We start from the raw sequence: 26,709 nt of genomic DNA on the forward strand, positions 1-26,709 counted from the left end.
ACAAAGAATTATCATATACTTGGTTTTTTTCTATGCCACAGCACACTCTAGCGGCGGGAATCACCCAAACTGGAGTAGGGCTGCATAGCGGTGTTAGTACCCAGGTGCGGATATTACCTACAGATGCGGGTATTGGACGCTACTTTGTACGGGTGGATTTGCCGGATTTGCCAATCATACCAGCCCAAGTCGCAGCAGTTAATCAAACTGTGCTTTCGACGCAGTTGGGCAAAGGTGAAGCTTGTGTTCGTACAGTCGAGCATTTGCTAGCAGCCTTAGCAGTTATGGGTGTAGATAATGCCCGCATCGAAATTGATGGTTCAGAAGTACCGCTTTTAGATGGTTCAGCCAAGGTTTGGGTAACTAGAATTGCTGAAGTTGGTTTAGTCACACAAACAGATATTAACCAACCAGACACCTTAGCTATTCAAGAACCAATTTGGATACATCAGGATGATGCCTTTGTGTGCGTTCTCCCCGCACCAGAAACTCGCTTTAGTTATGGTATTGACTTTGACTTACCTGCGATTGGTAATCAATGGCACAGTTGGGCTGTTTCTACTGAATTAGAAACAACATCTGTTAGCTTTGCTGAAGAAATTGCACCTGCACGGACTTTTGGTTTATTGCCACAAATTGAATATTTACAGAAGTCTGGGTTAATTAAAGGTGGTAGTTTGGATAATGCCCTGGTTTGTGGCCCTGATGGCTGGTTAAATCCACCATTAAGATTTGCAAATGAACCAGTACGTCATAAAATCTTGGATCTAGTAGGAGATTTGAGTTTACTGGGATATTTTCCCCGCGCTCACTTCTTAGCGTATAAGGCCAGCCATAACTTGCACGTTCAACTGGCACAAAGAATTTTAGCTTTGAGCCGCTAGATGATGGCGCTCATCTCATGCCAAATTCTTAGATATAGTTACGCTAACCTACTCAATGCTTAGATTCAAAATCCAACACACCCCTAATGTCAATCCTTTCTGAAGTGAATAGCCCAGACGCGTTAGCCTCCGGTGGGGCTTTGCCCATCGCACCCACATCGAATACTGAAACTACACCTGAGATTAAAACAACGTTCTCATCGGAAGAAATTCAGAAATTACTACCTCACCGCTACCCGTTTTTACTGGTAGATAAAATTATTGACTACGTACCAGGAAACCGGGCTGTAGGTATTAAAAATGTTACGATCAACGAACCGCAATTCACAGGTCATTTCCCAGGTAGACCACTGATGCCGGGTGTGCTAATTGTCGAAGCAATGGCACAAGTCGGCGGCGTTGTCATGACACAACTGCCGGGATTAGAGGGGGGACTGTTTGTGTTTGCGGGTATTGATAAAGTCCGCTTCCGTCGCCAAGTAGTACCGGGAGACCAGCTAGTGATGACGGTGGAACTGTTGTGGATCAAACAACGTCGATTCGGTAAAATGCAAGCGCGTGCCGAAGTTGACGGTCAACTGGCCGCAGAAGGCGAACTAATGTTTTCTCTAGTTAATTAGAATTGGGCTGTTGTGGTGTATAGTACAGCCGTAATGTACTTTTACTGAATCCCAGAAAAGGGGAGCAGTTAAAAAAAACACTCACAAGAGCATCGGATAATTTCTTGATTTTCACTGCCCTCACACTTTGCCTTGCCCGACATTTTTCTACTGAATACTCACACACTTATACCAATTCACCAAAATCATGAAACAAATCCAAATCCTGAAACCTTTGTAAAATCTGGATTTCTCAATTTTGAATTTTGAATTTTGAATTGGTATCAGTTATGCCAGTCGTCTCAACTTTGGCTCTCAAAGCACGGCACTGGCTCATCAAGACAGTTCTGGAGATTTACCCTTGAAAACGCTTATTCATCCAACTGCTGTAATTCATCCAAACTCGGAACTACACCCAACGGTGCAAGTCGGTGCTTATGCTGTGATTGGAGCAAACGTTAAAGTTGGTGCTGACACTATTATTGGCGCTCATGCAGTCATAGAAGGGCCTTGTGAAATTGGGGCAGGAAATCAAATTTTTCCAGGTGCAGCGATCGGCATGGAACCCCAGGATCTCAAGTTTGTGGGAGAACCAACCTGGGTCAGAATCGGTGATAACAATTTGATTCGTGAGTACGTCACCATTAACCGTGCCACTGGTGCAGGAGAAGCCACGGTGATCGGTAATAACAACCTACTGATGGCGTATGTTCATATAGCTCATAACTGCGTCATTGAAGACTCCGTAGTGATCGCTAACTCTGTTGCTTTAGCTGGTCATGTCCACATAGAATCACGTGCTAGACTAAGCGGAGTTTTAGGTGTCCATCAATTTGTGCATATTGGTAGACACGCAATGGTAGGAGGCATGGCACGGATTGACCGCGATGTGCCGCCATATATGCTAGTAGAGGGCAATCCTGGACGCATCAGAACCCTCAACTTAGTAGGACTCAAACGCTCTGGGATGGCAGCCAGCGATTTACAACTCCTCAAAAAAGCCTTTCGGATTCTCTACCGTTCTAGCTTGACCTTTAAGGAAGCTTTAGAACAGCTAGAATCCCTAGGAGATATTGAAGAATTGCAACAACTGCGGCGCTTTTTATTGCTGTCGCAAATGCCAGGGAGACGCGGCTTAATTCCTGGTAGAGGTAAATCAGGCGGGAGTGATGATTCATAAGCAGGGAGAGGGAGCAGAGGGGCAGAGGGGCAGGGGAGCAGAGGAGCAGGGGAGTAGGGGAGTAGGGGAAGATGTAGCTTGCTTCCCGTAGGGTGGGAGTGAGGGGAGACAAGGCAGACAAGGTAGACAAGGTAGAATTTTTACCCAGTCCCCAATCCCCAGTCCCCAATCCCCAATCCCTATTCACTAAATTTTATTCATTATTACTAATTAAAAATGCGGATATTTATCAGCACTGGTGAAGTGTCTGGCGATTTGCAAGGGGCGCTGTTGATTGAGGCACTGAAGCGTCAAGCTGTGGCTGCTGGATTGGATTTAGAAATAGTGGCCTTGGGTGGCGACAAAATGGCAGAAGCAGGGGCAACTATTTTGGGCAATACCAGCAGTATTGGCTCCATGGGACTGTTAGAGGCTCTGCCCTATGTTTTGCCGACTCTTGTAGTACAACGGCAAGCCCTCACTTACCTCAAACAAAATCCGCCAGATGTAGTAGTGCTGATTGATTACATGGGACCCAATCTCGGCATTGGTACTTATATGCAACAAAATTTTTCCCAAGTGCCTGTGGTATATTACATTGCTCCTCAAGATTGGGTGTGGTCGGAAAGCTTACGAAATACTTCCCGTATTGTCGGCTTTACGAACAAACTTTTAGCTATATTTCCTGAAGAAGCACGTTATTTTAGTAACAATGGAGCTAACGTTACTTGGGTTGGTCATCCGTTAATTGATCGGATGCAGGACGCACCCAGTCGTCAAGCAGCGCGTGCTAAATTGGACATTACACCAGAACAAACTGCGATCGCACTTCTCCCCGCTTCCCGTCGTCAAGAAATTAAATATCTTTTACCGATAATTTTTCAAGCTGCCCAAACCATTCAAGCTAAATTACCAACAGCTCATTTTTGGATTCCCCTATCTCTAGAAGCCTACAGACAGCCCATAGAGGAGGCAGTCAAATCTTATGGACTGCGGGCTACAGTTGTATCAGGTCAACAAAAAGAGATTTTTGCGGCTGCTGATTTCGCCATTACCAAATCCGGCACAGTCAATTTAGAACTCGCATTACTAAACGTGCCGCAAGTTGTAGTTTACCGCCTGAGTCCCATAACTGCCTGGATTGCCCGGAAAACCCTCAAAGGTTCAATTCCCTTTGCTTCACCAGTCAACTTAGTGCAGATGAAATCGATTGTGCCAGAGCTACTGCAAGAAGAAGCCACACCAGAGAATATTATCCAAGCATCAATGGAAATATTAGTGAATCCAGAACGCCGAGAGCAGATGTTGGCAGATTATCAGCAAATGCGGCAGTGTTTAGGAGAATTGGGAGTATGCGATCGCGCTGCCCAAGAAATCTTGCAAATGGTTTCTAAATCCTGAGTAGATGACAAACTTTGCCTCCCTCTGCGTCAACCTCCCTTTGGGTGACGCTCCTAGCGTCGCTAACGCTGCGCTAACACCAGTCGTCTACGGAGGGAAACCCTCCTACAACGCTGGTTCACTGCGCTCCTTTGCGTTAAAAAATCTGCTTGTGATAGCATAAATTACCTAGATAATTGCAGGAAAATTCCTGTTTCAGAGTTCATACAATGAGACTCAGCACTGAGAACTCAGCATCCAGCACTCTGCGTCAACGTCCCATCGCAGTAGATTTGTTCGCGGGTGCAGGCGGCATGACCCTTGGTTTTGAGCAGGCTGGCTTTGATGTGTTAGCGGCGGTAGAAATTGACCCCATTCACTGCGCCACCCACGAGTTTAACTTTCCTTTCTGCACGGTTTTATGTCAAAGTGTTGAACACACCACGGGTACAGAAATTCGTCTGAGATCAAAAATAGGCGATCGCGAAATTGATGCAGTAATTTGTGGTAGTCCCTGTCAAGGTTTTTCCCTCATGGGCAAGCGGGTTTTTGATGATCCGCGTAACTCCCTAGTATTTCACTTTCATCGGTTGGTTTTAGAGTTACAACCAAAGTTTTTTGTAATGGAAAATGTCCGGGGAATTACAGTTGGTGAACACAAACAAATTCTCCAAACTTTAATTGCTGAGTTTAAAGCTATTGGCTATCAAGTAGAAGAAAATTACAAAATCCTCAATGCAGCTAAATACGGTGTACCCCAAGCGCGGGAAAGATTATTTCTCCTGGGTGCGCGGCAGGATGTCAAGTTACCAAAATATCCTCAACCGATTACCCAACCAGCACAACCGCATAAATCTGGGTGTCAAAATTCTGATTTGCCAGTTTGTCCCACTGTTTGGCAGGCAATTGGCGATTTACCAGAAGCAGAACATTACTTAGAGTTATTAAACAGAGATTGGGTAATAGGTGAGTATGCTAAACCTAGTGATTATGCTGCCATACTGCGTGGTATCAGCACTTTAGCAGATGATTATTCTTACCCTCGCCAATTCGATGCTCGCATTCTTTCTTCTAGTCTGAGGACAAAACACTCACAGCCTACCATTGAGCGTTTTGCTGCTACCATTCCCGGTGAAAGAGAACCTATTAGCCGTTTTCATAAATTACATCCGGCTGGTGTTTGTAATACCTTACGAGCTGGAACAGATAAATACAAAGGTTCTTTTACCTCTCCAAGACCAATTCATCCATTTACACCCCGATGTATCACAGTTAGGGAAGCTGCACGCCTCCATTCTTACCCAGACTGGTTTCGATTTCATGTCACCAAATGGCACGGGTTCCGCCAAGTTGGCAACTCTGTTCCACCATTACTAGCTAAGGTTGTAGCAGCAGAGATTATTCGTAATTTGAATATATTACCTGTGAAACCCAGTATTAGCTACGAGTTGGGAGCAGAGAAGTTACTGCAATTGAATATTACCCAGGCTGCCCAGTATTTTCACAGTGAAACCTGAAGTGTGTATTATGTCCACCCACGGAAGAATGTACTATCTTCCCAGATGTCAGCAGTACGTTGAGCGATCGCTGACAATTCTGGCTCTGTTAAAGGTTGAAAAGCACGGGCAATTTTGACATTATTCTCCAATTGCTCCACCGTTTCCGCCGCAATCACGCAACAATGCACCCCAGGCTGAGACATAGTGTAACCCAAGGCTTGCTGCATTCCTGACAAGCCACCAGGTTTAAACAAGCGTCCATAAGCTGGAACTTTCATCGCAATCACACCCACATTCTGTGCTTGCGCCACTGGCAAAACTACAGGAATAAATGGACGGGGGTGATGTTTATCGGCGGCGTTGACAGGAATTAATGTGGTGTGGAAAGGATAACGGCGTAACCCTTCAGCAATTACCTCTGGCTCATGATGTCCGGTAATACCTGCAAAGCGTACCAATTTCTGTTGGATCGCTTCTTCTACAGCTTTAATCGCGCCGGAGGAACTAAAGATGGTATCGAGTTCTTCCGTAAAAGAAACGTGATGTAACTGCCATAAATCAAGATAATCTGTATTGAGACGTTTGAGCGATCGCTCCAATTCTCGCCAAGCACCATCCCGATCCCTTTGATCAGTCTTACTGGCTAAAAATATTTTGGTGCGATGGGGTGGTAGCACTTTGCCTAAATAATCTTCACTCGGCCCGTAACTGGCGGCTGTGTCAAAGTAGCGGATACCAAGTTCTAAAGCTTTCTGAACTAGAGTTACAGCATCACCCTCTTTGCCATGCCAAGATAAGGGTGTTTGTCCTGCACCTCCCAACCCGAATATCGGTAATTTCACTCCTGTGCTTCCCAAGATGCGCTCCGGCATTGATATGGCTGGTGCAGCCGTATTGGTCGAATTTTTAGAGAATGCAGCAGATGCCATAATACCGCTAGTTACAGCAGCACTGGTAATTAAAAAGTTACGCCGTGTCTGTTTAGCTGTCATACTGAGGGCTAAATCACTACTTTTCTTGTATGGTAGCGATAACAAGACACAAGCGATCGCATTTGTTTATCACTGATTTTTTCTGTTTTAGCATTAACAGAGTATACAGATATTATCTAAATAATCAATTTGAGATATTTTTGCCAAACTTCCAATTTAGACCAAATCAAAAATTCCGATTATGCCTCTATTTTCCGGATGTAGGCAATTAAGAATGTAAATTCAAACGAATACAAAATATCCCCTACTTCATAATTCAGATGCGATCGCCTAAGTTGAGGCGTAGCCTATCGCACCACAAAAGCAGGGGGTAGATAAAATTGAGTTTGATAGTCTCGACTATTTAAGAGAGACAGCATCAACATCGATTGTATCGTCAGTGGAGGTAGAATCTGTGGAGGTATTGGTTTCACCTTTACGTGCTTTCCAACCGTCAATCACTAGCCCAGATACCTCTGTCACTAATATGCTCAATAACAAAACATCATCTAGCTGACCCACAATCGGTATAAAATCGGGGGCAATATCTATGGGACTGAGCATATAGACGATTGTCCCTAAAATCACCCACCAACGATATTTGGGGTTACGCAACAAATTGCGATACCAATTATACAAAGATTGGATTGAGAAGTTCATGTTTTAACCCTCCAGTTAACTTTAATTTTGACAAATTATGCTATAAACTCCCGGTGGGAATAACCGCCCAAGTTAGTTGGGAAGACGCTAATTATGAATTTGCCAAATACCTACCCTGTGATTCTCTACAAGAGTATGGTAATTGTGCATTAATCTCTAGAATTAAGATGCTTTGGGTTATTTGCTTCAGCAATGGAGGGAGGAATTTTAGACAGTGGATATCATAGACTTGTTTTATAAGGGCGGGCCAGCCATGTGGCCGTTGCTGGCTTTGTCGATTTTATCTTTGAGTGTAATTTTTGAGCGGCTTTGGTTTTGGTTGCGAATTTTGACTCAAGAAAAGGAAATCTTTGAGCGTGTCTTGGATGCAGCTCAGGATAACTGGCAAGTTGCTGCGGATATCGCTAAACAAGCAACAGATCAACCTATTGGGCGATTTCTTTACGCTCCCTTGCGTCTCCAAAAAACAGATACAGAAACTTTTCGGCTAGCACTAGAAGCCACCGCAGAAGATGAATTAGCTGGAATGCGGCGGGGTGAAAAGCTGTTAGAGGCTGTAATTGCTCTTGCGCCACTGTTGGGCTTATTAGGTACTGTTTTGGGTTTGATTCAGTCTCTACGCTCAATCCGCATCGGTGATTTGGGAACTGAGTCTGTAGCTGGGACAACTACTGGTATTGGTGAATCTTTGATTAGTACAGCTACAGGATTAATAGTTGCGATCGTTAGTTTGGTATTTTACCGATTATTTCAAGGTTTTGTAGTCAATCAAGTCAAGGTTTTCCGCAAAGCTGGGAATGAATTAGAGTTGCTTTATCGCCAGTTCCCGCCTGATTTTAGCGACAGTACACCAGTCAGGGTATCAGAAGAAGCATCACGGGAAGCTTTCATTCCTCCCGGTAAATCCAGTAGAAACAAATTTCCTCAACCGCCTGAACCACCTGTAACTTAATGTCACCATGAAAGCTTGATACATCAGGCTTTCTTTTTCTTTTTATTTTTGATTTTCTGCCCTAGCCTAAGAATAAGATAATGAAAGTTAATTTACATACTCAAGTAGAAGAAGCACAGATTCAAATCATTCCTTTGATAGATGTAGTTTTTTGTATCTTGACGTTTTTCCTGTTAGCAGCTTTGCAATTTACGCGACAACAGGCAATTAACGTTGATTTACCTAAAGCTAGTACCAGTACAGCGTCTAATATTAATTCGCCAAGTGCCAGTCAAATTGTCACCATTGATGCTGTTGGCAATACTTATCTAGAAAAACAACTGGTAAGAAGAGAGGAATTGGCGCAGAGGTTAAGGGATTATTTGCAAGTTAACCCTTCTGGGACTATAATCCTCAACGCTTCCCGTACAGCAACTTACAATGATGTGATCGAAACATTAGATTTGCTCAGACAAGTAGGAGGCGATCGCGTATTTTTAGGAATTATACCTAGTTCATCTCAACAAATCCCAAACTTGCCGAATTTGTCTACACCTCCAAATTTCCCAATTGCCCCTGGTACAGCACCAATACCAGAATTTAACCCCAATCTACCTACAGCTCCTAATCAACCAATACCCAATCAACCAGCTACGGGACAAGGTATTTCTCCAGATGTTCCTATTCCTAACGCACCAGCACCGCAAGCACCTGCTGTCACACCTGTAGCACCAGAGAATACCAACTAAAGAAGGATTGGGGACTGGGGATTGGGGATTGGGGACTGGGTAAAAATTCTACCTTGTCTACCTTGTCTCCCCTCACTCCCACCCTACGGGTAGGCTTACGCCATCGTAAGAGAAGCAAGCTACATCTTCCCCTACTCCCCTACTCCCCTGCTCCCCTACTCCCTACTCAACTCAGCACTTCAAATCAAAAGAATAAATATCTTAATAATTCCTTTATATTTGGCTTTTTGACTAACTAAACCTAAAGATATACAAAATAAATTCTGAATAAATAAAAAACTTCTGGTAACTTACAAATAATTGGTTGATTACAAAATTTATCTATCGATACAGTGAATAATTTATCGCCAAGCACCATTCACGTTTCAGGGGTTGAAGGCAATGAATGAAATTGTGACGCTGTTAATTGTTTGGGTGGTAACATCTATCAGCTTGTTGATTATCAGTAAATTGCCTTTAGGCGTTGAGGTTGATACACCACAAAAAGCGGTTATTTCCGCAGCCGTTTTAGGTATTGTAACGGCAATAATCAAACCTATTTTACGCTTGATATTTGTTGTACCCGATATACTCACCTTGAATTTGTTATCGGGATTGTTCACATTTATGATTTCTGTTGTCTGCTTTAGTATTGCTGCTTGGTTAGTAGAAGGTTTTCGCTTGCGCTTCGGCATTTGGAGTGCTGTGTTAGGCTCAATTGCCCTTACTATCATCAACAGCTTAATCTACAAGTTACTAGGAATATAAGGTCAAGGGAGAGTAAAAGATATAGAGATTTAGGCGTTCAAAACCTTTACATCTTATACCCTTATACCCTCCCACGATGAATAGTCTCGTGCCGTAAGTCCTGAACTATTGACTATTGACGATTGACTACTCGTTGGCTGTTGGGGGAGCAACTACGCTACTTGATTGTTGTTGACGCTGTTCCCGCTTTTTACGATCTGCTGAGATCATATCGGCAATCACTGTGAGTGCTTGCGTCATTTTGTCTAAGTTAGAACGGTATAAGTCTAAATCTTTGCTGAGTTTATCATCAGCAAGATGTAAGCCATTCGCAATATTTTTAAGCGCCTCAGTACGCTGCTTTTCGTCTTTAACTAAATCAGGATCTGAATATTCCAGTAATGAAAATAAACCGATCGCAAACAGGCGGCTGTATTTAAAGTTAGGATTGTTAGCGATCGCTTGTAGCTGTGCTTGTAAGTCAGGATCTTGGTTGAAATGAGTAGTTTGACTTAGCCAGGCAACTAAATCACTGATTGGTAAGCTTTTAGCTAAATTTTGTAACCGTTCAGCATCCTGCCTGTAGCGTTGTGGCTCTTGTTCTACAGCCTGGCATATAGCATGAAAAATCGATTCTTTATCTCGTTCTGGTCGGTAGCCTTGCATGAAGCGGTCAAATGTAGTGACAACGCCCAAGGCATAAATAGGATTATAAGTAAAATCGATATTTACTGACAGCAGGTGCATTTCCACCATCAACTCCTCTACTACCCGACGATAAATTGTGTTAATCGGTCGGGTGTGTAGAGAGTAGAAAGTTCGCTTTGTATCAGAGACAGTACGGACGTTATTCACAAAGAAAATGTTAAGGGCGACGTTATATTATTTTCTACCTTAAAGGCTACTTTGCCAAGTTGGGTTTTTGCCTAGCAAAATTAGGGATATCAACCTCTTGGCTCAAGAATTAAGAGCAATTTGTTGTATTGTGTGACCATGTTTGCAATCATGCGTCTACTTTATGAGCTTTTCACCTCAACTAATTACTCTGGGTAAGTACCTAGCGGGAGAATTTGATAATCAGCAACAAGCGTTGGCTGAACCTGTGTGGTATGTTCATTTACGCCTGTGGCAAAGGCCAGTTGAACTCTTTACAGAAGATAGTATTACACTGTTTGCTGAACAAGCCAACATTGTGAATTTAGACCGTCCTTATCGCCAGCGCATTCTCCGGCTAATGCCTAGTCAATCTGAGGCATCGCTGCAAGTACAATACTATATGCCGAAAAATCCCAGTGCTTTAATTGGGGCTGGTCGTGATCCTAACTTACTCAAAACTCTCACCCCAGACCAATTAGAATTATTGCCTGGTTGTATCCTCCAGGTGACTCAGCAAGAAGTAGCTGTGAATCAACATAAATTTATTGCTACTCCCCCAACGGATACTCGTTGCACCTTCACTTACCAAGGCAATCTTGTACAAGTTGCTTTAGGTTTTGAAATTACTCACACAGAATTACATACCTACGACAAAGGAATTGACCAAGTGACAGGTAAAGCAACGTGGGGAGCAATTGTTGGCCCTTATTGCTATACCAAAAGAGAACAGTATTAAGTGCTGTTAGCGGAGCGAGGCGTTGAGCCGGTGCTGAGTGTGGAGTGTTGAGTTATAGCTGTAGACAAGGCGATTAGGACATGACTAAAAGCTCAAACTCATTCATGGCATGGGTTTTACTATTGCCTATTGCAAGAGTGCCTATTGCCTTTTGCTATAAGAGAAAATTATCACTGATTAATTAAGTTGAGAAAAAAGGCTTTTTGACTATTTTTGGGCATGAACAGCAGCTTCAATTATTTATACTTGCAACTCAGAACTCGTTACTCAGCACTCGTTACTCAGCACTCTCTTAGCTAGCAATACTGCGAGGTACTCCTTCTAAAGCTTCTTCCTCAGTTTCAAAAATTTCAAAAACTGTATCCATCATTGTGACTTCAAATACAAGCTTGGCTTCTGGATGGACATTGCAAATGCGAAAACTGCCTTTGACTTTATCTGCATCACGCATACCAGCTACCAAAGATGTAAGACCAGAACTATCAATAAAATTTACCTGGCCAAGATTCACTACTACATGACGACTCAGTTTAGAAATACATTCCTGTAACTTCAGGCGAAATTGCCAAGCCGTGGTGATATCTAAGCGACCTGCTGGTGTCAAGACAATAACAGTATTACCGTCTTGAGTGGTATAGGTTGTTTGTTCTATCTGAATCACTAAGCCTCCCTGTGGCACTTATCTCAACATTAACTGTGGTTAGGTTTAGTCCTGAAATTGATGAGCCAGGGTAATGGCTTTGACAGCGATTTTTACTTACTCTTAAGTGCCATCACTTCTGGGCAAGTAGTCAACTATTTAACCCATCAATCACAGGACTATTTAGTGCTGAAACTTGAATTTAACAAGATACAGCTAAATTTGTCACCTGCTTTTAACTAGGTGCTTACATTTAGTAGTTTAACTCACCAAAATAGTGCTGAGTACCCATACACAAAGTTTGAAATCACGGAAAAAATTTTTCCACTGACCCCATATTGATGAGTTGCTGATTGGTAGATGAGTTCAGGCACTATTCCACAGGAGGGCATAACAGTGCATATTTGACGAAAGTTTCTTAATTCGCCAGCATATTGAAACTATGTACTTGGTGTCCAGTTGCTCCAATCTTGGGGCTTGAGAAAAGTATTATACAGTTCTGCCTCTGGGGAATTAGGTTCTGGCTGATAACCGTATTCCCAACGCACTAGAGGCGGTAAAGACATCAAAATAGATTCTGTACGTCCATTAGTTTGTAAGCCAAAAATTGTCCCTCGGTCATAAACCAAGTTAAATTCGACATATCTACCCCGACGGTAAAGTTGAAAATTCCGTTGGCGATCGCCATATTCTATCCCATGACGACGTTCTACAATGGGTACATAAGCAGGTAAGAACGCTTTACCAGATTCTTGTACAAAGCTAAACAAATCTTCCCAATTACGTTGTGCTGGTACTCCCACTTGGTTACTATAGTTAGCTGCTTCCCCTTTGGGATTAGGACCGCGATACAAAACTCCTTGGCCATCTTGGTAATCAAAAAATAAACCTCCTACCCCGCGTGTTTCATCACGATGTTTGAGGTAGAAGTATTCATCACACCACCGTTTAAACACCGGATAATACTCTGGGTGATGCTGATCACAAGCCTGCTTCAGTGTTTTGTGGAAATGAGCCGCATCTTCTGCAAAGGGGTAATAGGGTGTCAAATCCGCACCACCACCAAACCACCACACAGGGCCGGCTTCAAAATAGCGATAGTTGAGGTGAACAGTTGGTACATAAGGGTTACGGGGATGTAACACCAATGATGTCCCTGTGGCATAAAAGCCATGTCCTTCTGCTTCTGGACGCTGGGCTAAAATTGAAGGGGGCAGATGGGAACCCCAAACTTCAGAAAAATTTACACCTGCTTGTTCAAATATTGCACCTTCGCGCAGCACACGCGATCGCCCGCCACCTCCCTCTGGACGTTCCCAACTATCTTCATGAAAAGTACCCACACCATCCAGTTGTGCCAGTGCTTGTGTAATGTCATCTTGTAACTGTTTCATAAAATGACTGACACGCGCCTTAGCATCAGTCCCTGGTAAAGACGTGGATAATTTTGCTTCTACAGTTGGGGTTTGCGAGTTAGTTACCATGAGATTCCCGAACCTAAATGACGTTTTTCAAAATAGCCACAAATTTTCAGTTGAAAAATTTGTGGGCAGCACGAGCCAACAATCAGGCTCAACTTGCCCAAACAGCTTTTTGCTTGTTAAACATTTACATGATCATTGGGCATGACTAGAGTTATTTTCCCTCAAATGCGTATAGGCTTGTATATTGACTAAATTTTTGTTGTACTTCTTGATGGGAACCTTCTGGTATTAACACCAGACGCTGGTGAATTAGTCTCCAAACACCTTGACCGTGAGGTGAAGCTTTCTGGCTCTCAGCAAACAGTGTACTTTAAGGGTGAATCATATTAGCAGACTATACCAGAGTTACCAGCAAGTGTGTAGCGAGGAGGATTAGGCAAATGAGAGCTTGGTTATCCAAATTCGTCCACCGCAAACACCGTCGGTTTTGCGTTTCTCTGGTACGAACATATCGAGAAATTAGTTCTGCTTCCGTAGATGAACTGTGGCAAAAAGTAGTTGATTTAACAGATGTTTCCTGGCATCCCTTACTCAAAAGTACTAATGTCCCCTATGGATTAGTACCCAAACCTGGATTGATTTATCAAGCGGTAACACGCTTTTCACCGATTCCCATCCGGATTTTCGTGGAGCGTGTCAACCCTAGGGAAATGCTGAGTATCAGAGTGATGGCAATTCCTGGGGTAGAAGAACGGGTAACTTACCAAGTAGAATCCACCGTCTGTGGTACTTGTTTATCTTATTCCGTGACCCTCCGGGGTTGGTTATCGCCCCTTATCTGGTCATTTTCCCGTCCCTACGCAGACCGTGTGGCACGCTCTTTAGTAGAAGCAGTAGAGAAAACAGCATTGCCAGCAGTATCAGGACAGAAAAAACCACTTCATGGGATTGGGGATTGGTGATGAGGACAGATGGGGAAGATGGGGAAGATGTAGCTTGCTTCTCTTACGATGGCGTAAGCCTACCCGTAGGGTGGGAGCAGAGGGAGAAAAACTCATGATTAATCACTGGTGCCTATTGCCTATTGCCTATTGACTCCCTCCCAATTCCCAATGCCCAAACCTTAATCTTTCATTCCTAAAGAAAGTTAAGATTTTATTAGGTGATAATAAAAATTTTTTAAATTTTGTTACGCCGATCCCAGAGAAAACACTAAGCAATTATTGCTTTACATTTCTTCATTTTGAATTTTGAATTTTTATGTACGATGTCCTTGATGCCCAGTCTGTTTTAGAAGTGTTGCGGCCAGTGCAAGATCCAGAACTGCGTAAGAGTCTGGTAGAACTGAACATGATTCGCAACGTCAAAATCGAAGCAGGTAAAGTCAGCTTCACTTTGGTTTTGACTACGCCTGCTTGCCCACTGCGGGAATTTATTGTGGAAGACTGTGAAAAAGCTGTAAAAAAACTGCCTGGGGTGACAGATGTCAGTGTAGAGGTAACAGCAGAAACACCCCAGCAAAAAAGCTTACCCGATCGCAGTGGTGTTCCTGGAGTTAAAAATATTCTGGCTGTCTCCAGTGGTAAAGGTGGAGTCGGTAAAAGTACGGTAGCAGTAAATGTAGCTGTAGCTCTAGCACAAACAGGAGCAAAAGTCGGCCTGCTCGATGCGGATATCTATGGCCCTAATGATCCCACAATGTTAGGGTTAGGGGATGCTCAAATTGTTGTGCGATCTACAGATAAAGGCGAAGTCCTTGAACCTGCCTTTAATCATGGTGTCAAATTAGTCTCAATGGGCTTTTTGATTGACCGAGATCAACCAGTGATTTGGCGGGGGCCAATGTTAAATGGTGTGATTCGCCAATTTCTCTATCAAGTGCAATGGGGCGAACTAGACTATTTAATTGTCGATATGCCTCCAGGTACTGGTGATGCTCAGTTAACATTAACCCAATCCGTACCAATGTCTGGGGCAGTAATTGTAACTACACCCCAAACTGTAGCACTGTTAGATTCCCGTAAGGGCTTGCGGATGTTCCAGCAAATGAACGTCCCTGTATTGGGAATAGTAGAAAACATGAGCTACTTTATCCCCCCAGATATGCCAGATAAACAGTACGATATCTTTGGTTCTGGTGGTGGTTCCAAAACTGCCGCAGAATTAGGCGTACCTTTGTTGGGTTGCGTACCCCTAGAGATTTCTACTAGAGTTGGTGGTGACAATGGTGTCCCGATAGTTGTGGCTGATCCAGATTCAGCTTCAGCCAAAGCCTTAAAAGCGATCGCATTGGCGATTGCAGGTAAAGTGTCAGTCGTAGCTTTGACATAAGCAATTTTAAATTTTGTCTGATTCCTAGGACATAACCTAGGAATACAGAGTTATTAATAGTGGTACATCTCAACGCTTAACTTTCACCTCACACAAACAATGTTGTTAAAACGTTCGCTACCCAAAATTCGCTGGCAGTATTGGGTTAAACCGTGGCAGCAAGTAGATTGGCTCCTATTTTTGTTGATCATAGGTGTCAGCGTCTTTGGCGGCCTCATGATCCTCAGCACAGAACTCAAGCAACCAGTAACAGACTGGTGGTGGCACTGGCTCATTGCCGGTATCGGCGTTTTGATAGCATTATTGATCGCTCGGTGTCGTTACGAAAATCTATTGCAGTGGCATTGGGTCACATACGCATTGACCAACCTGAGTCTGATCATCGTGATGATTGCCGGTACTAGCGCCAAAGGAGCGCAACGGTGGATCACTATTGGTAGTTTTAACGTCCAACCCTCGGAATTTGCCAAAATAGGGGTAATTATTACCTTAGCAGCTTTATTACACAAGCGGACGGCTGATAACCTACCTAACTTCTTCCGTGCCTTGGCATTCACTGCCCTACCTTGGTTATTAGTATTTGTTCAGCCTGATTTGGCAACATCATTAGTATTTGGAGCCATAGTCTTAGGGATGTTGTACTGGGCAAACGCCAACCCTGGTTGGTTAATACTATTTATTTCTCCAGTAGTGGCAGCAATTTTGTTTGGCATCTCCTGGCCGTTATCAGAACCTTGGATCTTCTTCGACGACATAGTTCTCAGCCCGTTAGGTATCATCTGGTCAGTGGCTATGGGGATTGTAGGTTGGCAAACCCTACCTTGGCGACGGTTTGGCATTAGTGGTATTGGTGCTTGCTCACTCAATATGGTGGGTGGAGAACTAGGAATTTTCGCTTGGAACCATATTTTGAGGGAATATCAAAAAGCCCGACTGACCACCTTTCTAAATCCCAACCAAGATATATTAGGTGCTGGATACCACCAACATCAATCTCGAATTGCTATTGGTGCAGGGGAAGTTTGGGGACGGGGTTTGTTTCAAGGGCCGATGACACAACTCAACTTTGTCCCTGAACAGCATACAGACTTCATTTTCTCCGCCGTCGGTGAAGAATTTGGGTTTGTGGGATGTTTGATTGTTTTGTTTGTGTTTTGTTTAATTTGCTGGCGCTTATTACACGTAGCTCAAACAGCCAAGGATAATTTTGGTTCGTTGTTAGCGATTGGCGTTTTGTCAATGATTGTGTTTCAGTTGATTGTCAATGTAGGTATGAATGTTGGTTTAGCACCTGTAGCTGGTATTCCCCTACCGTGGATGAGTTACGGACGCTCGGCTTTGCTCACTAATTTCATTGCTTTAGGAATAGTAGAATCAGTAGCAAATTTCCGACAGCGCCAGAAGTATTATTTTTAAGTCAATAGGCTCTCTTGCAATAGGCAATAGTTGAAAAACTAAAAGTTGGAACTATTGACTCTGGACTCTCGACTATAGACTAATCACAAGTATTAAGCTAATAACAGGAGATCAACAAGGATAAAACTCATGATACTACCTGGAGCAACTGTTCGCGTTAAGAATCCCGCCGATACTTACTATCGCTATGAAGGACTGGTACAGCGCGTCAGTGATGGCAAAGTGGCTGTGTTGTTTGAAGGCGGTAACTGGGATAAAATCATTACCTTCCGCCTATCGGAACTCGAAGCTGTAGAAATTACCACTGGCAAGAAAAAAGGGAAATAAATTTAGTCAATAGTCAATAGTCCAAAGCTAGTTGACTATTGACTATTAACTGTTGACTATTGACTCATAACTTAAGATGCGCCTTCCTTTACCACAGTTTGACACAGGCGATCGCCACCCTAACCACATTGCTGAGGTGATCGAAACTACTTCTACCGAATTTTTGGCTCAGTGCTTAGAACCGGAAGACTTGAGCTTTCCAAGTATGCCGCCTTTTGGTAGTTGGGTGCGGGCGGTGGATGAAGAGTCAGGTAATCAAGTTTATGCTGTAGTCTATTATGCCACTACTATGCCCGTTGATTCCGTACATCGGGCGGTGGCTTTGGGGTTATCATTGCAAGATTTGCGGGAAGAACAACCCCAAATCTTTGCCATGCTGAAAACTGAATTTCGGGCGGCAATTGTAGGATTTGAGCAAGCAGCCCTAATTTCAGGTACTAACCAAAGGGTTTATCAGTATCTACCACCTCGTCCCCCACAAATTCACCAAGCTGTTTATCGGTGCGAACCAGAAGTCATAGTTAAATTCACTGAAGAATTAGATTTTTTGCGGACGCTACTGGCGATCAACGGCGCACCAGTAGAATCTTTAACTGCCGCAGCCATTCGGGAAGTATATCAGTTACGCAAAGCTGATCGTGATTGGCTCATCAAAGCTGGACGTACCCTGAGCGTACTACTTAAAGACGACTACGATCGCCTACGGTTCATTTTGAGCCAAATCCACCCATAGGTAGTTAGTTAACAGATAATTGCCTAGATAGTGTTAATTTAAGCTTTTTTTATTGTTCAGGTTAGCTTTTACCATTATTGATAATTTCATAACATTACTTTAACAGGTAATCACAGCTTCAAAATTGCCCCTTTCAACCCTACCTATGGAACGAATATTACAAGTTCTTGCTCTAGAACCAAATTCCCCAGTTCTCGGCAAGGAACCAATTGTTCCCTTTGCTATTTTACTGGTAGTTATTTTAGTAGTACCCATCTTATTTGAACGGCTGAGATTACCGATATTAGTAGGTTTAGTCTTCTCTGGGGTGGTACTTGGGCCATCAGGCTGGGATCTCTTTCATAAAGAATCACCGATGATGAACCTGTTATCAGATATTGGTTTGGTTTATCTGATGTTTGTGGCAGGTTTAGAATTCCAAATAGAGCAATTACGGCGACGGCAGAAAAGCGCCTTTGGCTTGAGCTGTTTCACTTTTGGTATACCACTTTTGTGGGGAACCTTAATAGGAAGGATTTTTAACTTTAGTTGGAATAGTTCAATTTTAATCGGGTCTTTATTTGCTTCCTATACTCTTTTGGCGTATCCCATAGTCAGTCGTTTGGGAGTAGTGAGTAACCAAGCTGTTGCTATCACAATTGGATCTACAGTTTTTACAGATATTGGCACACTTCTAGTCTTAGCAGTTTGTGTAGCTTTTCAGGTTAAGGCATTCACTTTAGCAAAACTACTTACCTTATTGGGATGCTTAATTATTTACTCCCTGGGGATTTTGGTGGGTTTAGATTGGGCTGGGAAAGAATTTTTTCGGCGTTCAGGAGATGATGAAGGCAATAAGTTCTTATTTGTTTTGCTCTCGGTTTTTCTGGCTGTAGTGGGCGCTCAATTTATCGGCATTGAGAAAATAGTCGGAGCATTTTTAGCAGGTTTAGCAGTTAATGAAGCTGTAGGTGAGGGACCAGTCAAAGAGAAATTAGTATTTGTTGGCAGTGTTTTATTTATCCCTATATTTTTTGTTAATCTTGGCTTACTAATTGATCTACCTAATTTGCTCAATAATTTTTCTACCTTTAAGTTAATTTTTTTGATTACAGTTGGTTTGATTGTTAGTAAATTTATTGCGGCTTGGTCAGCAAAATTAATTTATCGTTATAACTGGCAAGAAACACTCACCATGTGGTCATTATTAATTCCGCAAGTGGGTACAACCTTAGCAGTAACTTTTGTCGGTTATCGATCTGAATTATTATCAACGGCAGTCTTAAACAGTTTTGTCATCTTAATGTTAATTACATCCATTTTGGGTCCGTTGATTACCAACCGCACTGCCGTAACTTTAACATCTCCAGCAGTCAGTGAACCTGTCTGTGCAACTTCATCTGAGCCACCACCTCCAGAAATCTGCAATCATCCATTTACTATAGTTGTACCTGTTTATAATCCGCAAACTCAGCAGTATTTAATTGAAATGGCGGCATTAGTAGCCCGTCAGGTAAAAGGTAGAATTATCCCACTAGCGATCGCACCTGCGGCTGCTCACATGGATACACCACAATTAGAATCATCTCTACAAAAAAGTGAGCGGCTACTAGCAAAAGCTACCACCCACAGTCAAGGTTTAGGTGTAGAAGCACAACCATTACTTCGCATTGATGATGCTTTTGCACCAGGGATTACCAGAGCAGCTCGCGAACAAAAAGCCAATTTAATTATTATGGGTTGGGGTAAACGCACTGGTTTGAGAGCGCGGTTATTTGGCAATGTAATTGATAATGTACTTTGGGCTGCCCATTGTCCAGTAGCAGTCACCAGGTTAGTAGACTCACCGCAAAAAATTCAACGCATTTTAGTACCAGTCGAAAACTTAATTACACCCACATTACAGCCTGTGCAGTTTGCTCAAATGTTGGCGGAGTCTCATCAAGCCCAAGTCACCGTATTAAATGTGTGCGATCGCCGTACCAGTTCCAGTAAAATCGCTGGGCGGCGATCGCATCTATCTTTACTCGTCTCTAAATTGGCTTTGCCCAATCCGCCAGAAATTCAAATTATTGCTCACGAAAACGTTGCCCAAGCCATTTTGCAGGCAGCCAGATTATATGATTTAGTAGTGTTACCTTTTATACGTAATCGTACCAGTCCGAGTGGATTAGCAATGAGTGATGTGACAACTCAGCTAGCCAACCAGCTAACCTGCTCCATTGTCATGTTAAGCGAACCTCAGCGCGTACCCACAGGAGTTATCACACCTGAATTTGTCAATAACACTGCCAATGTATAGCAGGATACAAATGACAGGTGACAGGTGAGCAACTGCCGTGCATGGTTCCCCGGCATATAGCAAGTGGCGAACTCCTTTAGGGGTGACAGGTTTAAAAGCCTCTGATGGTAATGGTTTTATGATTTTCTAATGTTCTAATCTCATTGGCTACAACTATATAATCAAAGTTTCATTGATCCCTATACCCTCACACTTCCTCTTCAAAATACTGGATATTATTGAAGATTTGATGAAGTCTCAGTGAGAGAAGCACAAACATTAGACGATGTTTGTTATTTTGCTATATGAATTAGCCCAGCATTGCAAACAATGCAACAAAGATAAATACGTAGTAAGATTGCTCTAATTTAATTGTTAAGTTGTGAATTTACCTGTTTCTTCTGTATTTTCATACATGGGTTGGGTATTCTAAATTAACGATATCAAAAGCAGCTAGCAATATCTGTAAGCAACTAAGAGAATATGAGAATTTTGGTGACGGGCGGTGCCGGGTTTATTGGTTCCCATCTTATTGACCGATTAATACCTGAAGGCCATGAAGTCATCTGTTTAGATAACTTCTACACAGGCCATAAACGTAACATCCTCAAATGGATGAATCATCCCAACTTTGAACTCATCCGTCATGACATCACTGAACCAATTCGGTTAGAAGTAGATCAAATCTACCATCTAGCCTGTCCAGCTTCCCCAGTACACTATCAGTACAACCCAGTAAAAACCGTTAAAACTAACGTTATGGGTACACTCAATATGTTGGGGTTGGCTAAACGTGTTAAAGCTAGGTTTTTCCTAGCTTCAACTAGCGAAGTATATGGTGATCCAGAGGTTCATCCCCAAACAGAAGAGTATCGAGGTAACGTTAATCCTATCGGGCTGCGTTCTTGCTACGACGAAGGTAAAAGAATTGCTGAGACGCTGGCCTTTGATTATTACAGACAAAATAAAGTTGATATTCGAGTTGTCCGTATATTCAACACCTATGGCCCCAGGATGTTAGAAAACGATGGGCGGGTAGTGAGTAACTTGATTGTTCAAGCCTTACGAGGTATCCCCTTAACCGTCTACGGTGATGGTTCGCAAACTCGTAGTTTCTGCTATGTTTCTGACTTAGTGGAAGGCTTTATCCGCCTGATGAATAGTGACTACATCGGCCCAGTCAATTTGGGGAATCCCGGTGAATACACGATTTTAGAATTAGCTCAAGCTGTGCAGAATTTAATTAATCCAGATGCAGAAATTAAGTTTGAGCCTTTACCTGCTGACGATCCACGTCGTCGTCAACCGGATATTACTAAAGCAAGAACCCTGTTAAATTGGGAACCTACTATTCCTCTGCAAGAAGGGTTAAAACTGACAATAGAAGATTTCCGCGATCGCATCAACAATAAAGTCTAGGATTCAAGCTTTACTCAGTCAGTGAGGGTATTCCCTGGCAGAGTATGAGTGTGTATTTACACTCGATTTTTCAAGAATAACCCTAAAAAAGTGAGGAGTTAAACAATGCGTGTTTGCGTCATAGGTACTGGCTACGTTGGCTTGGTTACAGGTGCGTGCTTGGCTCACATCGGACATGATGTGATTTGTGTGGATAATAACGAAGAAAAAGTCAAGTTAATGAAGTCTGGGCAGTCACCAATTTTTGAGCCTGGACTATCGGAAATTATGCAGTCTGCGATTCAAAGTGGGAAGATTGAATTTACCACAGATTTAGCAGCAGGTGTAGCCCACGGAGAAATTTTATTTATTGCCGTAGGCACACCACCCTTACCCACTGGTGAAAGTGATACCCGTTATGTGGAAGCAGTAGCTCGTGGTATTGGTGCTAACCTCAATGGTGGTTATAAAGTCATTGTTAATAAGTCTACAGTACCCATCGGTTCAGGTGACTGGGTGCGAATGATCGTTTTAGATGGCATCGCTGAACGCCAGAAAACCCTGGTGACAGCAGGTGGAGTAGCTAGTGATGATAAATTACCTGAACTTGTACCTCAGTTTGATGTAGTCAGTAACCCAGAGTTCCTACGGGAAGGTTCGGCAGTATACGATACATTTAACCCTGATCGCATTGTTCTAGGTGGTAATAGCACCAAAGCCATCTCTATGATGCAAGAATTGTACGCCCCGATTGTTGAGCGCAAATTTGCTGTTGACCAATCTTTACCTCCTGTACCTGTGCTAGCGACAGACCTCAGCTCGGCAGAGATGATTAAATACGCCGCTAACGCTTTTCTAGCAACCAAAATTAGTTTCATTAACGAAGTAGCTAACATTTGCGATCGCGTTGGTGCTGATGTTACCCAAGTTGCTAAAGGTATTGGTTTAGACTCTCGGATTGGTAACAAGTTTTTACAAGCTGGCATTGGTTGGGGTGGTTCCTGCTTCCCCAAAGATGTTTCCGCCTTGATTCACACAGCTGACGACTATGGTTATGAAGCTCAGTTGTTAAAATCTGCTGTCAGCGTCAACGAACGTCAGCGTCTCATTGCTCTGGAAAAACTCCAGCAAGCCCTGAAAATCCTCAAAGGTAAAACAGTGGGTCTGTTGGGTCTGACCTTCAAGCCTGATACCGACGACTTACGCGATGCACCAGCACTGAACTTAATTGAGCAGCTCAACCGCTTGGGAGCTAAAGTCAAAGCCTACGACCCCATCATTTCCCAAACAGGAATGCGTCATGGCCTTTCTGGCGTGTTAGTAGAAACCGATGCGGAACGCTTGGCTGATGGCTGCGACGCTTTGGTACTTGTCACCGAATGGCAGCAGTTTAGCTCTCTCGACTACGCTAAGATGGCAACACTGATGAACAACCCCGTAATTATCGATGGTCGTAACTTCCTTGACCCCGAAACTATGATCAGGGCTGGATTCCAATACGTAGGTGTTGGACGATAGAGATTAAGTAATTAATTTAGTTTTATAACTCTATTAAACTACCGCTTAGAATCATCTGGGCGGTATTTCATTATTAGGCAATAGTTATTAGGAACTTGGTAAAAGTTCTACTCCTCTGCTCCCCTGCTTGCCTTAATTACCCATTACGTGGAATCCGTTCAATTTCCGCATAACCACTAAAAATCAACCTTTTACCTTCAGTTTCTAAACGATTAAGCCGCATTTTTACCCCATCTAGGTCAAAACGATCCAAATCGACCATATTATCTAAAATTTCTGCCAGTGCTAGGCTGAGAGTTTGGGAGATTTCTTTTTGTGCTTCTGGGACTAAATCAAGTTCTACTTTTGGTTCTTTAAAAGCAATGCGGCGGCGTTTTTCGATAGCTATGCTTAATGTCATGTGCAGTGGGATGAGTTCTCCACTGTTTAAATCTGCCTTGGCTGAAAGTCTTAAGTGATTCTGTGGTAGTAATTGCACCTGAACTTCAGTGAATGAGACTGGCTGACCACCAGATAATTCTGTTAAAGCAGGTACAGAGAGATTAACTAGGCGTTTCTTTACCAGTTCAGCATTAAAGGCTTGGTTGATACCATCTTCAGATAATACTACTTGAGCGATCGCTTGGGTTGGTTGTTTGAGATTCAATTTGCCACTCAAAACTGCGCCAAAGTCAATAGCTACAGCATCCGTTTCAAAAGACATCTCCTCAACCGCAAAGTCTCTACGGATGACCAAGCCGCAGCCGCTCATTTTAAAACTATCAATGCTGCCTTGCAACAGTTTGCTGGAGGGATAGCAGCGCACAAGGACTTCTACTGACTCGCTTTGGGTAAACAGATGGCGAATCGTTTGGCTGGCAACTGTGTTGAGCATTTTTTCGCCCCAATCAGTGCCTTTAGGATCTTGTAAACCAGTTAGTCCGCCGAACATGAGGTTGTGGGTCTCTAGAAGTTCTTTGTACTTTTGTAACAAACTGTGAAGAATAGAGCAAGTGTCTAGCGATTGTTTGTCCTGATAGTTTGACGTGGTTTGGCTAATGCTACATAGATGAGTGTGTGATCTTCTTCAGTTTCAACAGCCGTCGCCGCAATAAATCCAGGGCTGTACACGCACTTAAATGACGAATGAAAGAGCGGTCGCGCATTGTGCCGAACTGATATTTAAAATTTGTCACTTCATCTTTTGGCCCAGCTAAACCAATGTAAACCAAACCCACAGGCTTAGTATCCGTTCCTCCACCAGGACCAGCAATCCCTGTGATACTCAAGCCCCAAGTTGTTGACAGGCGGGTTTTTACGCCAATTGCCATTTGTTCGGCTACATGATCACTAACCGCCCCAAATTGTTCTAAATCCTCTGGTTTTACCGCCAGTAAACCTACTTTGGCTGAATTATCGTAAGAAATAACACCGCCCCAAAAATAATCAGAACTACCGGAGATTTCCGTTAACATTTGCCCCAGGCCACCACCAGTACAGGATTCTGCCACTGATAGAGTTTCTCCTGAAGCCCGCAGCAGCTGACCAACTACAGAAGCTAAAGTATCATCATTGACACCATAAAAATCTAACCCAGCAATTTCTTTAATTTGTTGCTCTATCGGTGCAATCAAAGCTTCGGCTGCTGCTTGTGAAGTGGCTTTTGCACAGACACGTAGCCTTACTTCTCCCTTACCTGCATAGGGCGCTACTGTGGGGTTAGGCATATTAAAATAAGCACTGACTTTTTCTGCTAAAGCAGATTCCCCAATCCCCCAAAACTTCAAACTCCGGCTGTAAATAATTTCTTGACCCCAACCTTGACTTTTGAGAAATGGTACTGCTGTTTCTTGCCACATCCGGTGCATTTCGCTGGGAACACCAGGAAAGGTAAAAATCGTAATTCCCGGACGGGGTTGCCAAATAATACCGGGTGCAGTCCCACTAGGATTAGGCAAAATCTCTGCACCTTGGGGAATCAAGGCTTGTTTGCGGTTGCTTGGAGTCATTACTCGCCCACGCTGGGCAAATTTTTGCGTGATATCTTCGATAATTTCTGGACGTTCCTCCAAGGGAACACCAAAAAAATCAGCGATGGTTTCACAGGTAAGATCATCGGGTGTAGGGCCTAGTCCACCAGTGAAAATGAGAATTGTAGCTCTGGAAAGAGCAATTTCAATAACTTGCTTGATGCGTTCTGGGTTATCCCCCACGACTGTTTGATAATAATGGGGAATGCCTAATTGGGCTAGTTGTTGGGCTAAAAATTGAGAGTTACTGTTGAGGATGTCACCCAACAACAATTCAGTACCGACACAAATTATTTCTGCGCTCATTTAATTTAGTAAAAAAGCAAGGGGCAAAAGTAAAGATTGCTTATTTTACTTTACCTTTGTAATTTTGCTTTTCACTTTTGCTGAGAGAATTTGCGAACTCGCCAAATCACGTAACTTAATAGGGAAGTGGCTGCACTAATGTAAGCAATACTGCTAGGCACACCAGCCACCAATAACGCCAAACTTCCCACCCACAAGGTAAGAGAATAAATAAATAAAACTGTCCATCTATGGGATAAACCAGCTTGTAGGAGTCGGTGATGGAGATGACATTTATCCGCTACCCAAGGTAGCTTACCGCGTCGTAATCGTGCCAAAATCACTGCGGACATATCTACAATGGGGACTGCCAAAATCAAGTATGGCAAAAGAACGGCTGTGAAGGCAGGAATTTTGACTAAGCCGATGACACCTACAGAAGCTAGGGTAAAGCCCATAAAATATGAACCACCATCACCCATAAAGATTTGTGCTGGGTTGAAGTTATAGCGCAGAAACCCTAGGGCTGCACCAGCTAAGGCGGCAGCAATTAAAGCGGCTGCTGGTTGGTGCATAAACAATGAAACTAGCAGCATTACTACAGCAGCAATTCCAGAAACCCCAGCAGCTAAACCGTCTAACCCATCAATCCAGTTAATAGCATTCACCATCCCTACTAACCAAACTACTGTGATGGGCAAACTTAGCCAGTTGAGGTCAACTATGCCAACGGTGGGAACGGTAATAAAATCTATACTTACGCCTGCTTGCCATGCAGCAGCTGCAACAATAATTTGCACAAGCAGGCGTTTTAAAGGAGATAAACTTAATAAGTCATCGGCTAACCCAATCAGAAAAAAGCCAAGACCGCCTAAAGTTACGCCCCAGATTTGCCATTCTTTATCCGGTGGTAGATTGGCAAATCCACCCAACCACCAGACAATTAATAGGGATAACATTGTACCTGTGAAGATAGAAACTCCTCCCAGGCGTACCATCGGACGGTCATGAATTTTGCGATCGCCAGGTTGATCTACACGTCCACTTCTAATCCCAATATTTTTGACATCAGGCGTAGTCCAGAGAACGACTACGGCAGCAATCAGGAAGGCGATCAGATGATAAATCTGAGCAGGCATCTGTATTTTTTAAGAATGTAGTTTATTTAACAAAAATTTGCCGAGGACGTTTCCTTAAA

Annotated in this window: 25 protein-coding genes; 17 read left to right on the forward strand and 8 right to left on the reverse strand. The window is 43.1% G+C overall.

From position 1 onward, the window contains the following. The first annotated feature begins 32 nt into the window (after nt 1-32). The 5 genes from lpxC (at nt 33) to NOS7524_RS00890 (ending at nt 5,539) form a co-directional block, all read left to right on the forward strand. On the forward strand, nt 33-884 hold the full coding sequence (gene lpxC, locus NOS7524_RS00870; protein ID WP_015136563.1) for a UDP-3-O-acyl-N-acetylglucosamine deacetylase: 852 nt from the start codon (nt 33-35) through the stop codon (nt 882-884). 86 nt (nt 885-970) lie between these two features. Beyond that, nucleotides 971-1,504: a 3-hydroxyacyl-ACP dehydratase FabZ gene (gene fabZ / locus NOS7524_RS00875; protein ID WP_015136564.1), complete on the forward strand. Its 534-nt coding sequence runs from the start codon at nt 971-973 to the stop codon at nt 1,502-1,504. Nucleotides 1,505-1,844: 340 nt separating this feature from the next. Beyond that, nucleotides 1,845-2,663 (forward strand): acyl-ACP--UDP-N-acetylglucosamine O-acyltransferase, encoded by an 819-nt coding sequence (gene lpxA, locus NOS7524_RS00880; RefSeq protein ID WP_041555062.1) that lies wholly within the window; start codon nt 1,845-1,847, stop codon nt 2,661-2,663. A 216-nt stretch (nt 2,664-2,879) separates the two neighbouring features. Further along, on the forward strand, nt 2,880-4,043 hold the full coding sequence (gene lpxB / locus NOS7524_RS00885; protein WP_015136566.1) for a lipid-A-disaccharide synthase: 1,164 nt from the start codon (nt 2,880-2,882) through the stop codon (nt 4,041-4,043). Nucleotides 4,044-4,252: 209 nt separating this feature from the next. Continuing rightward, nucleotides 4,253-5,539: a DNA cytosine methyltransferase gene (locus NOS7524_RS00890; protein ID WP_015136567.1), complete on the forward strand. Its 1,287-nt coding sequence runs from the start codon at nt 4,253-4,255 to the stop codon at nt 5,537-5,539. Between the two features lie 8 nt (nt 5,540-5,547). On the opposite strand, the gene NOS7524_RS00895 is transcribed toward NOS7524_RS00890, so the two are convergent. Both NOS7524_RS00895 and NOS7524_RS00900 read right to left on the reverse strand, forming a co-directional pair. Beyond that, nucleotides 5,548-6,513, reverse strand: a complete 966-nt coding sequence (locus tag NOS7524_RS00895) for an aldo/keto reductase (RefSeq protein ID WP_015136568.1) — start codon at nt 6,511-6,513, stop codon at nt 5,548-5,550. A 339-nt stretch (nt 6,514-6,852) separates the two neighbouring features. Continuing rightward, nucleotides 6,853-7,152, reverse strand: a complete 300-nt coding sequence (locus tag NOS7524_RS00900; protein ID WP_015136569.1) for a YkvA family protein — start codon at nt 7,150-7,152, stop codon at nt 6,853-6,855. Nucleotides 7,153-7,366: 214 nt separating this feature from the next. Here NOS7524_RS00900 and NOS7524_RS00905 point away from each other — a divergent pair, with 214 nt between their 5' ends. The 3 genes from NOS7524_RS00905 to NOS7524_RS00915 all read left to right on the forward strand — a co-directional run bounded on the left by NOS7524_RS00905 (nt 7,367) and on the right by NOS7524_RS00915 (nt 9,579). After that, nucleotides 7,367-8,104 (forward strand): MotA/TolQ/ExbB proton channel family protein, encoded by a 738-nt coding sequence (locus NOS7524_RS00905; RefSeq protein ID WP_015136570.1) that lies wholly within the window; start codon nt 7,367-7,369, stop codon nt 8,102-8,104. An 80-nt stretch (nt 8,105-8,184) separates the two neighbouring features. Further along, a complete protein-coding gene (locus NOS7524_RS00910; RefSeq protein WP_015136571.1) occupies nt 8,185-8,832 on the forward strand; it encodes an ExbD/TolR family protein in 648 nt (215 codons plus the stop codon). Nucleotides 8,833-9,213: 381 nt separating this feature from the next. Next, nucleotides 9,214-9,579, forward strand: coding sequence for a phage holin family protein (locus NOS7524_RS00915; protein WP_015136572.1), 366 nt, complete (start codon nt 9,214-9,216; stop codon nt 9,577-9,579). Nucleotides 9,580-9,705: 126 nt separating this feature from the next. On the opposite strand, the gene psb29 is transcribed toward NOS7524_RS00915, so the two are convergent. Further along, nucleotides 9,706-10,413: a photosystem II biogenesis protein Psp29 gene (gene psb29, locus NOS7524_RS00920; RefSeq protein ID WP_015136573.1), complete on the reverse strand. Its 708-nt coding sequence runs from the start codon at nt 10,411-10,413 to the stop codon at nt 9,706-9,708. Between the two features lie 163 nt (nt 10,414-10,576). Between psb29 and NOS7524_RS00925 the strand changes: the two genes are divergently transcribed. After that, nucleotides 10,577-11,170 (forward strand): chromophore lyase CpcT/CpeT, encoded by a 594-nt coding sequence (locus NOS7524_RS00925; RefSeq protein ID WP_015136574.1) that lies wholly within the window; start codon nt 10,577-10,579, stop codon nt 11,168-11,170. 292 nt (nt 11,171-11,462) lie between these two features. Here NOS7524_RS00925 and NOS7524_RS00930 read toward each other — a convergent pair whose 3' ends face one another. After that, nucleotides 11,463-11,831 (reverse strand): STAS domain-containing protein, encoded by a 369-nt coding sequence (locus tag NOS7524_RS00930; protein ID WP_015136575.1) that lies wholly within the window; start codon nt 11,829-11,831, stop codon nt 11,463-11,465. A 419-nt stretch (nt 11,832-12,250) separates the two neighbouring features. Then, nucleotides 12,251-13,294: an oxygen-dependent coproporphyrinogen oxidase gene (gene hemF, locus NOS7524_RS00935; RefSeq protein WP_015136576.1), complete on the reverse strand. Its 1,044-nt coding sequence runs from the start codon at nt 13,292-13,294 to the stop codon at nt 12,251-12,253. Between the two features lie 380 nt (nt 13,295-13,674). Between hemF and NOS7524_RS00940 the strand changes: the two genes are divergently transcribed. The 8 genes from NOS7524_RS00940 (at nt 13,675) to NOS7524_RS00975 (ending at nt 23,217) form a co-directional block, all read left to right on the forward strand. After that, nucleotides 13,675-14,196: a hypothetical protein gene (locus tag NOS7524_RS00940; protein ID WP_015136577.1), complete on the forward strand. Its 522-nt coding sequence runs from the start codon at nt 13,675-13,677 to the stop codon at nt 14,194-14,196. A gap of 298 nt (nt 14,197-14,494) precedes the next feature. Continuing rightward, nucleotides 14,495-15,565: an Mrp/NBP35 family ATP-binding protein gene (locus NOS7524_RS00945; RefSeq protein ID WP_015136578.1), complete on the forward strand. Its 1,071-nt coding sequence runs from the start codon at nt 14,495-14,497 to the stop codon at nt 15,563-15,565. A gap of 99 nt (nt 15,566-15,664) precedes the next feature. After that, nucleotides 15,665-16,981, forward strand: a complete 1,317-nt coding sequence (gene rodA, locus NOS7524_RS00950) for a rod shape-determining protein RodA (RefSeq protein WP_015136579.1) — start codon at nt 15,665-15,667, stop codon at nt 16,979-16,981. Between the two features lie 129 nt (nt 16,982-17,110). Further along, a complete protein-coding gene (locus tag NOS7524_RS00955; protein WP_015136580.1) occupies nt 17,111-17,308 on the forward strand; it encodes an NAD(P)H dehydrogenase subunit NdhS in 198 nt (65 codons plus the stop codon). 76 nt (nt 17,309-17,384) lie between these two features. After that, nucleotides 17,385-18,041: an HAS-barrel domain-containing protein gene (locus NOS7524_RS00960; protein WP_015136581.1), complete on the forward strand. Its 657-nt coding sequence runs from the start codon at nt 17,385-17,387 to the stop codon at nt 18,039-18,041. Nucleotides 18,042-18,186: 145 nt separating this feature from the next. Then, nucleotides 18,187-20,322 carry a cation:proton antiporter domain-containing protein gene (locus tag NOS7524_RS00965; RefSeq protein ID WP_015136582.1) on the forward strand — a complete coding sequence of 712 codons (2,136 nt, stop codon included), beginning with the start codon at nt 18,187-18,189 and terminating at the stop codon, nt 20,320-20,322. Between the two features lie 462 nt (nt 20,323-20,784). Beyond that, on the forward strand, nt 20,785-21,720 hold the full coding sequence (locus NOS7524_RS00970) for a UDP-glucuronic acid decarboxylase family protein (protein WP_015136583.1): 936 nt from the start codon (nt 20,785-20,787) through the stop codon (nt 21,718-21,720). 105 nt (nt 21,721-21,825) lie between these two features. Continuing rightward, entirely contained in the window at nt 21,826-23,217 is a 1,392-nt protein-coding gene (locus tag NOS7524_RS00975) for a UDP-glucose dehydrogenase family protein (protein ID WP_015136584.1), read from the forward strand. A gap of 136 nt (nt 23,218-23,353) precedes the next feature. Here the strand turns inward: NOS7524_RS00975 and NOS7524_RS00980 are convergent, their stop codons facing one another. From NOS7524_RS00980 to NOS7524_RS00990, 3 genes are all read right to left on the reverse strand, one after another. Next, a complete protein-coding gene (locus NOS7524_RS00980) occupies nt 23,354-24,148 on the reverse strand; it encodes an LmeA family phospholipid-binding protein (protein ID WP_015136585.1) in 795 nt (264 codons plus the stop codon). Nucleotides 24,149-24,257: 109 nt separating this feature from the next. After that, the gene (locus NOS7524_RS00985; protein WP_015136586.1) at nt 24,258-25,532 is read right to left on the reverse strand and encodes a competence/damage-inducible protein A; all 1,275 of its coding nucleotides are present in this window, start codon (nt 25,530-25,532) and stop codon (nt 24,258-24,260) included. 71 nt (nt 25,533-25,603) lie between these two features. Next, a complete protein-coding gene (locus NOS7524_RS00990; RefSeq protein WP_015136587.1) occupies nt 25,604-26,650 on the reverse strand; it encodes a glycosyltransferase family 4 protein in 1,047 nt (348 codons plus the stop codon). Between the last annotated feature and the right edge of the window lie 59 nt (nt 26,651-26,709).

It is taken from the genome of Nostoc sp. PCC 7524, from assembly GCF_000316645.1.
In the GTDB taxonomy this organism is placed as follows: Bacteria; Cyanobacteriota; Cyanobacteriia; order Cyanobacteriales; family Nostocaceae; genus Trichormus.

Excerpts from the sequence above, each read along its gene's own strand:
- NOS7524_RS00955 (WP_015136580.1), top strand. The coding sequence starts at position 17,111 with ATGATACTACCTGGAGCAACTGTTCGCGTTAAGAATCCCGCCGATACT.
- NOS7524_RS00945 (WP_015136578.1), top strand. The coding sequence starts at position 14,495 with ATGTACGATGTCCTTGATGCCCAGTCTGTTTTAGAAGTGTTGCGGCCA.
- NOS7524_RS00925 (WP_015136574.1), top strand. The coding sequence starts at position 10,577 with ATGAGCTTTTCACCTCAACTAATTACTCTGGGTAAGTACCTAGCGGGA.
- NOS7524_RS00915 (WP_015136572.1), top strand. The coding sequence starts at position 9,214 with ATGAATGAAATTGTGACGCTGTTAATTGTTTGGGTGGTAACATCTATC.
- rodA (WP_015136579.1), top strand. The coding sequence starts at position 15,665 with ATGTTGTTAAAACGTTCGCTACCCAAAATTCGCTGGCAGTATTGGGTT.
- hemF (WP_015136576.1), bottom strand. The coding sequence starts at position 13,294 with ATGGTAACTAACTCGCAAACCCCAACTGTAGAAGCAAAATTATCCACG.
- NOS7524_RS00975 (WP_015136584.1), top strand. The coding sequence starts at position 21,826 with ATGCGTGTTTGCGTCATAGGTACTGGCTACGTTGGCTTGGTTACAGGT.
- NOS7524_RS00895 (WP_015136568.1), bottom strand. The coding sequence starts at position 6,513 with ATGACAGCTAAACAGACACGGCGTAACTTTTTAATTACCAGTGCTGCT.
- lpxC (WP_015136563.1), top strand. The coding sequence starts at position 33 with ATGCCACAGCACACTCTAGCGGCGGGAATCACCCAAACTGGAGTAGGG.
- NOS7524_RS00960 (WP_015136581.1), top strand. The coding sequence starts at position 17,385 with ATGCGCCTTCCTTTACCACAGTTTGACACAGGCGATCGCCACCCTAAC.
- lpxB (WP_015136566.1), top strand. The coding sequence starts at position 2,880 with ATGCGGATATTTATCAGCACTGGTGAAGTGTCTGGCGATTTGCAAGGG.
- NOS7524_RS00990 (WP_015136587.1), bottom strand. The coding sequence starts at position 26,650 with ATGCCTGCTCAGATTTATCATCTGATCGCCTTCCTGATTGCTGCCGTA.
- NOS7524_RS00965 (WP_015136582.1), top strand. The coding sequence starts at position 18,187 with ATGGAACGAATATTACAAGTTCTTGCTCTAGAACCAAATTCCCCAGTT.
- NOS7524_RS00910 (WP_015136571.1), top strand. The coding sequence starts at position 8,185 with ATGAAAGTTAATTTACATACTCAAGTAGAAGAAGCACAGATTCAAATC.
- NOS7524_RS00890 (WP_015136567.1), top strand. The coding sequence starts at position 4,253 with ATGAGACTCAGCACTGAGAACTCAGCATCCAGCACTCTGCGTCAACGT.
- NOS7524_RS00980 (WP_015136585.1), bottom strand. The coding sequence starts at position 24,148 with ATGTTCGGCGGACTAACTGGTTTACAAGATCCTAAAGGCACTGATTGG.
- NOS7524_RS00985 (WP_015136586.1), bottom strand. The coding sequence starts at position 25,532 with ATGAGCGCAGAAATAATTTGTGTCGGTACTGAATTGTTGTTGGGTGAC.
- NOS7524_RS00970 (WP_015136583.1), top strand. The coding sequence starts at position 20,785 with ATGAGAATTTTGGTGACGGGCGGTGCCGGGTTTATTGGTTCCCATCTT.
- NOS7524_RS00940 (WP_015136577.1), top strand. The coding sequence starts at position 13,675 with ATGAGAGCTTGGTTATCCAAATTCGTCCACCGCAAACACCGTCGGTTT.
- fabZ (WP_015136564.1), top strand. The coding sequence starts at position 971 with ATGTCAATCCTTTCTGAAGTGAATAGCCCAGACGCGTTAGCCTCCGGT.
- NOS7524_RS00900 (WP_015136569.1), bottom strand. The coding sequence starts at position 7,152 with ATGAACTTCTCAATCCAATCTTTGTATAATTGGTATCGCAATTTGTTG.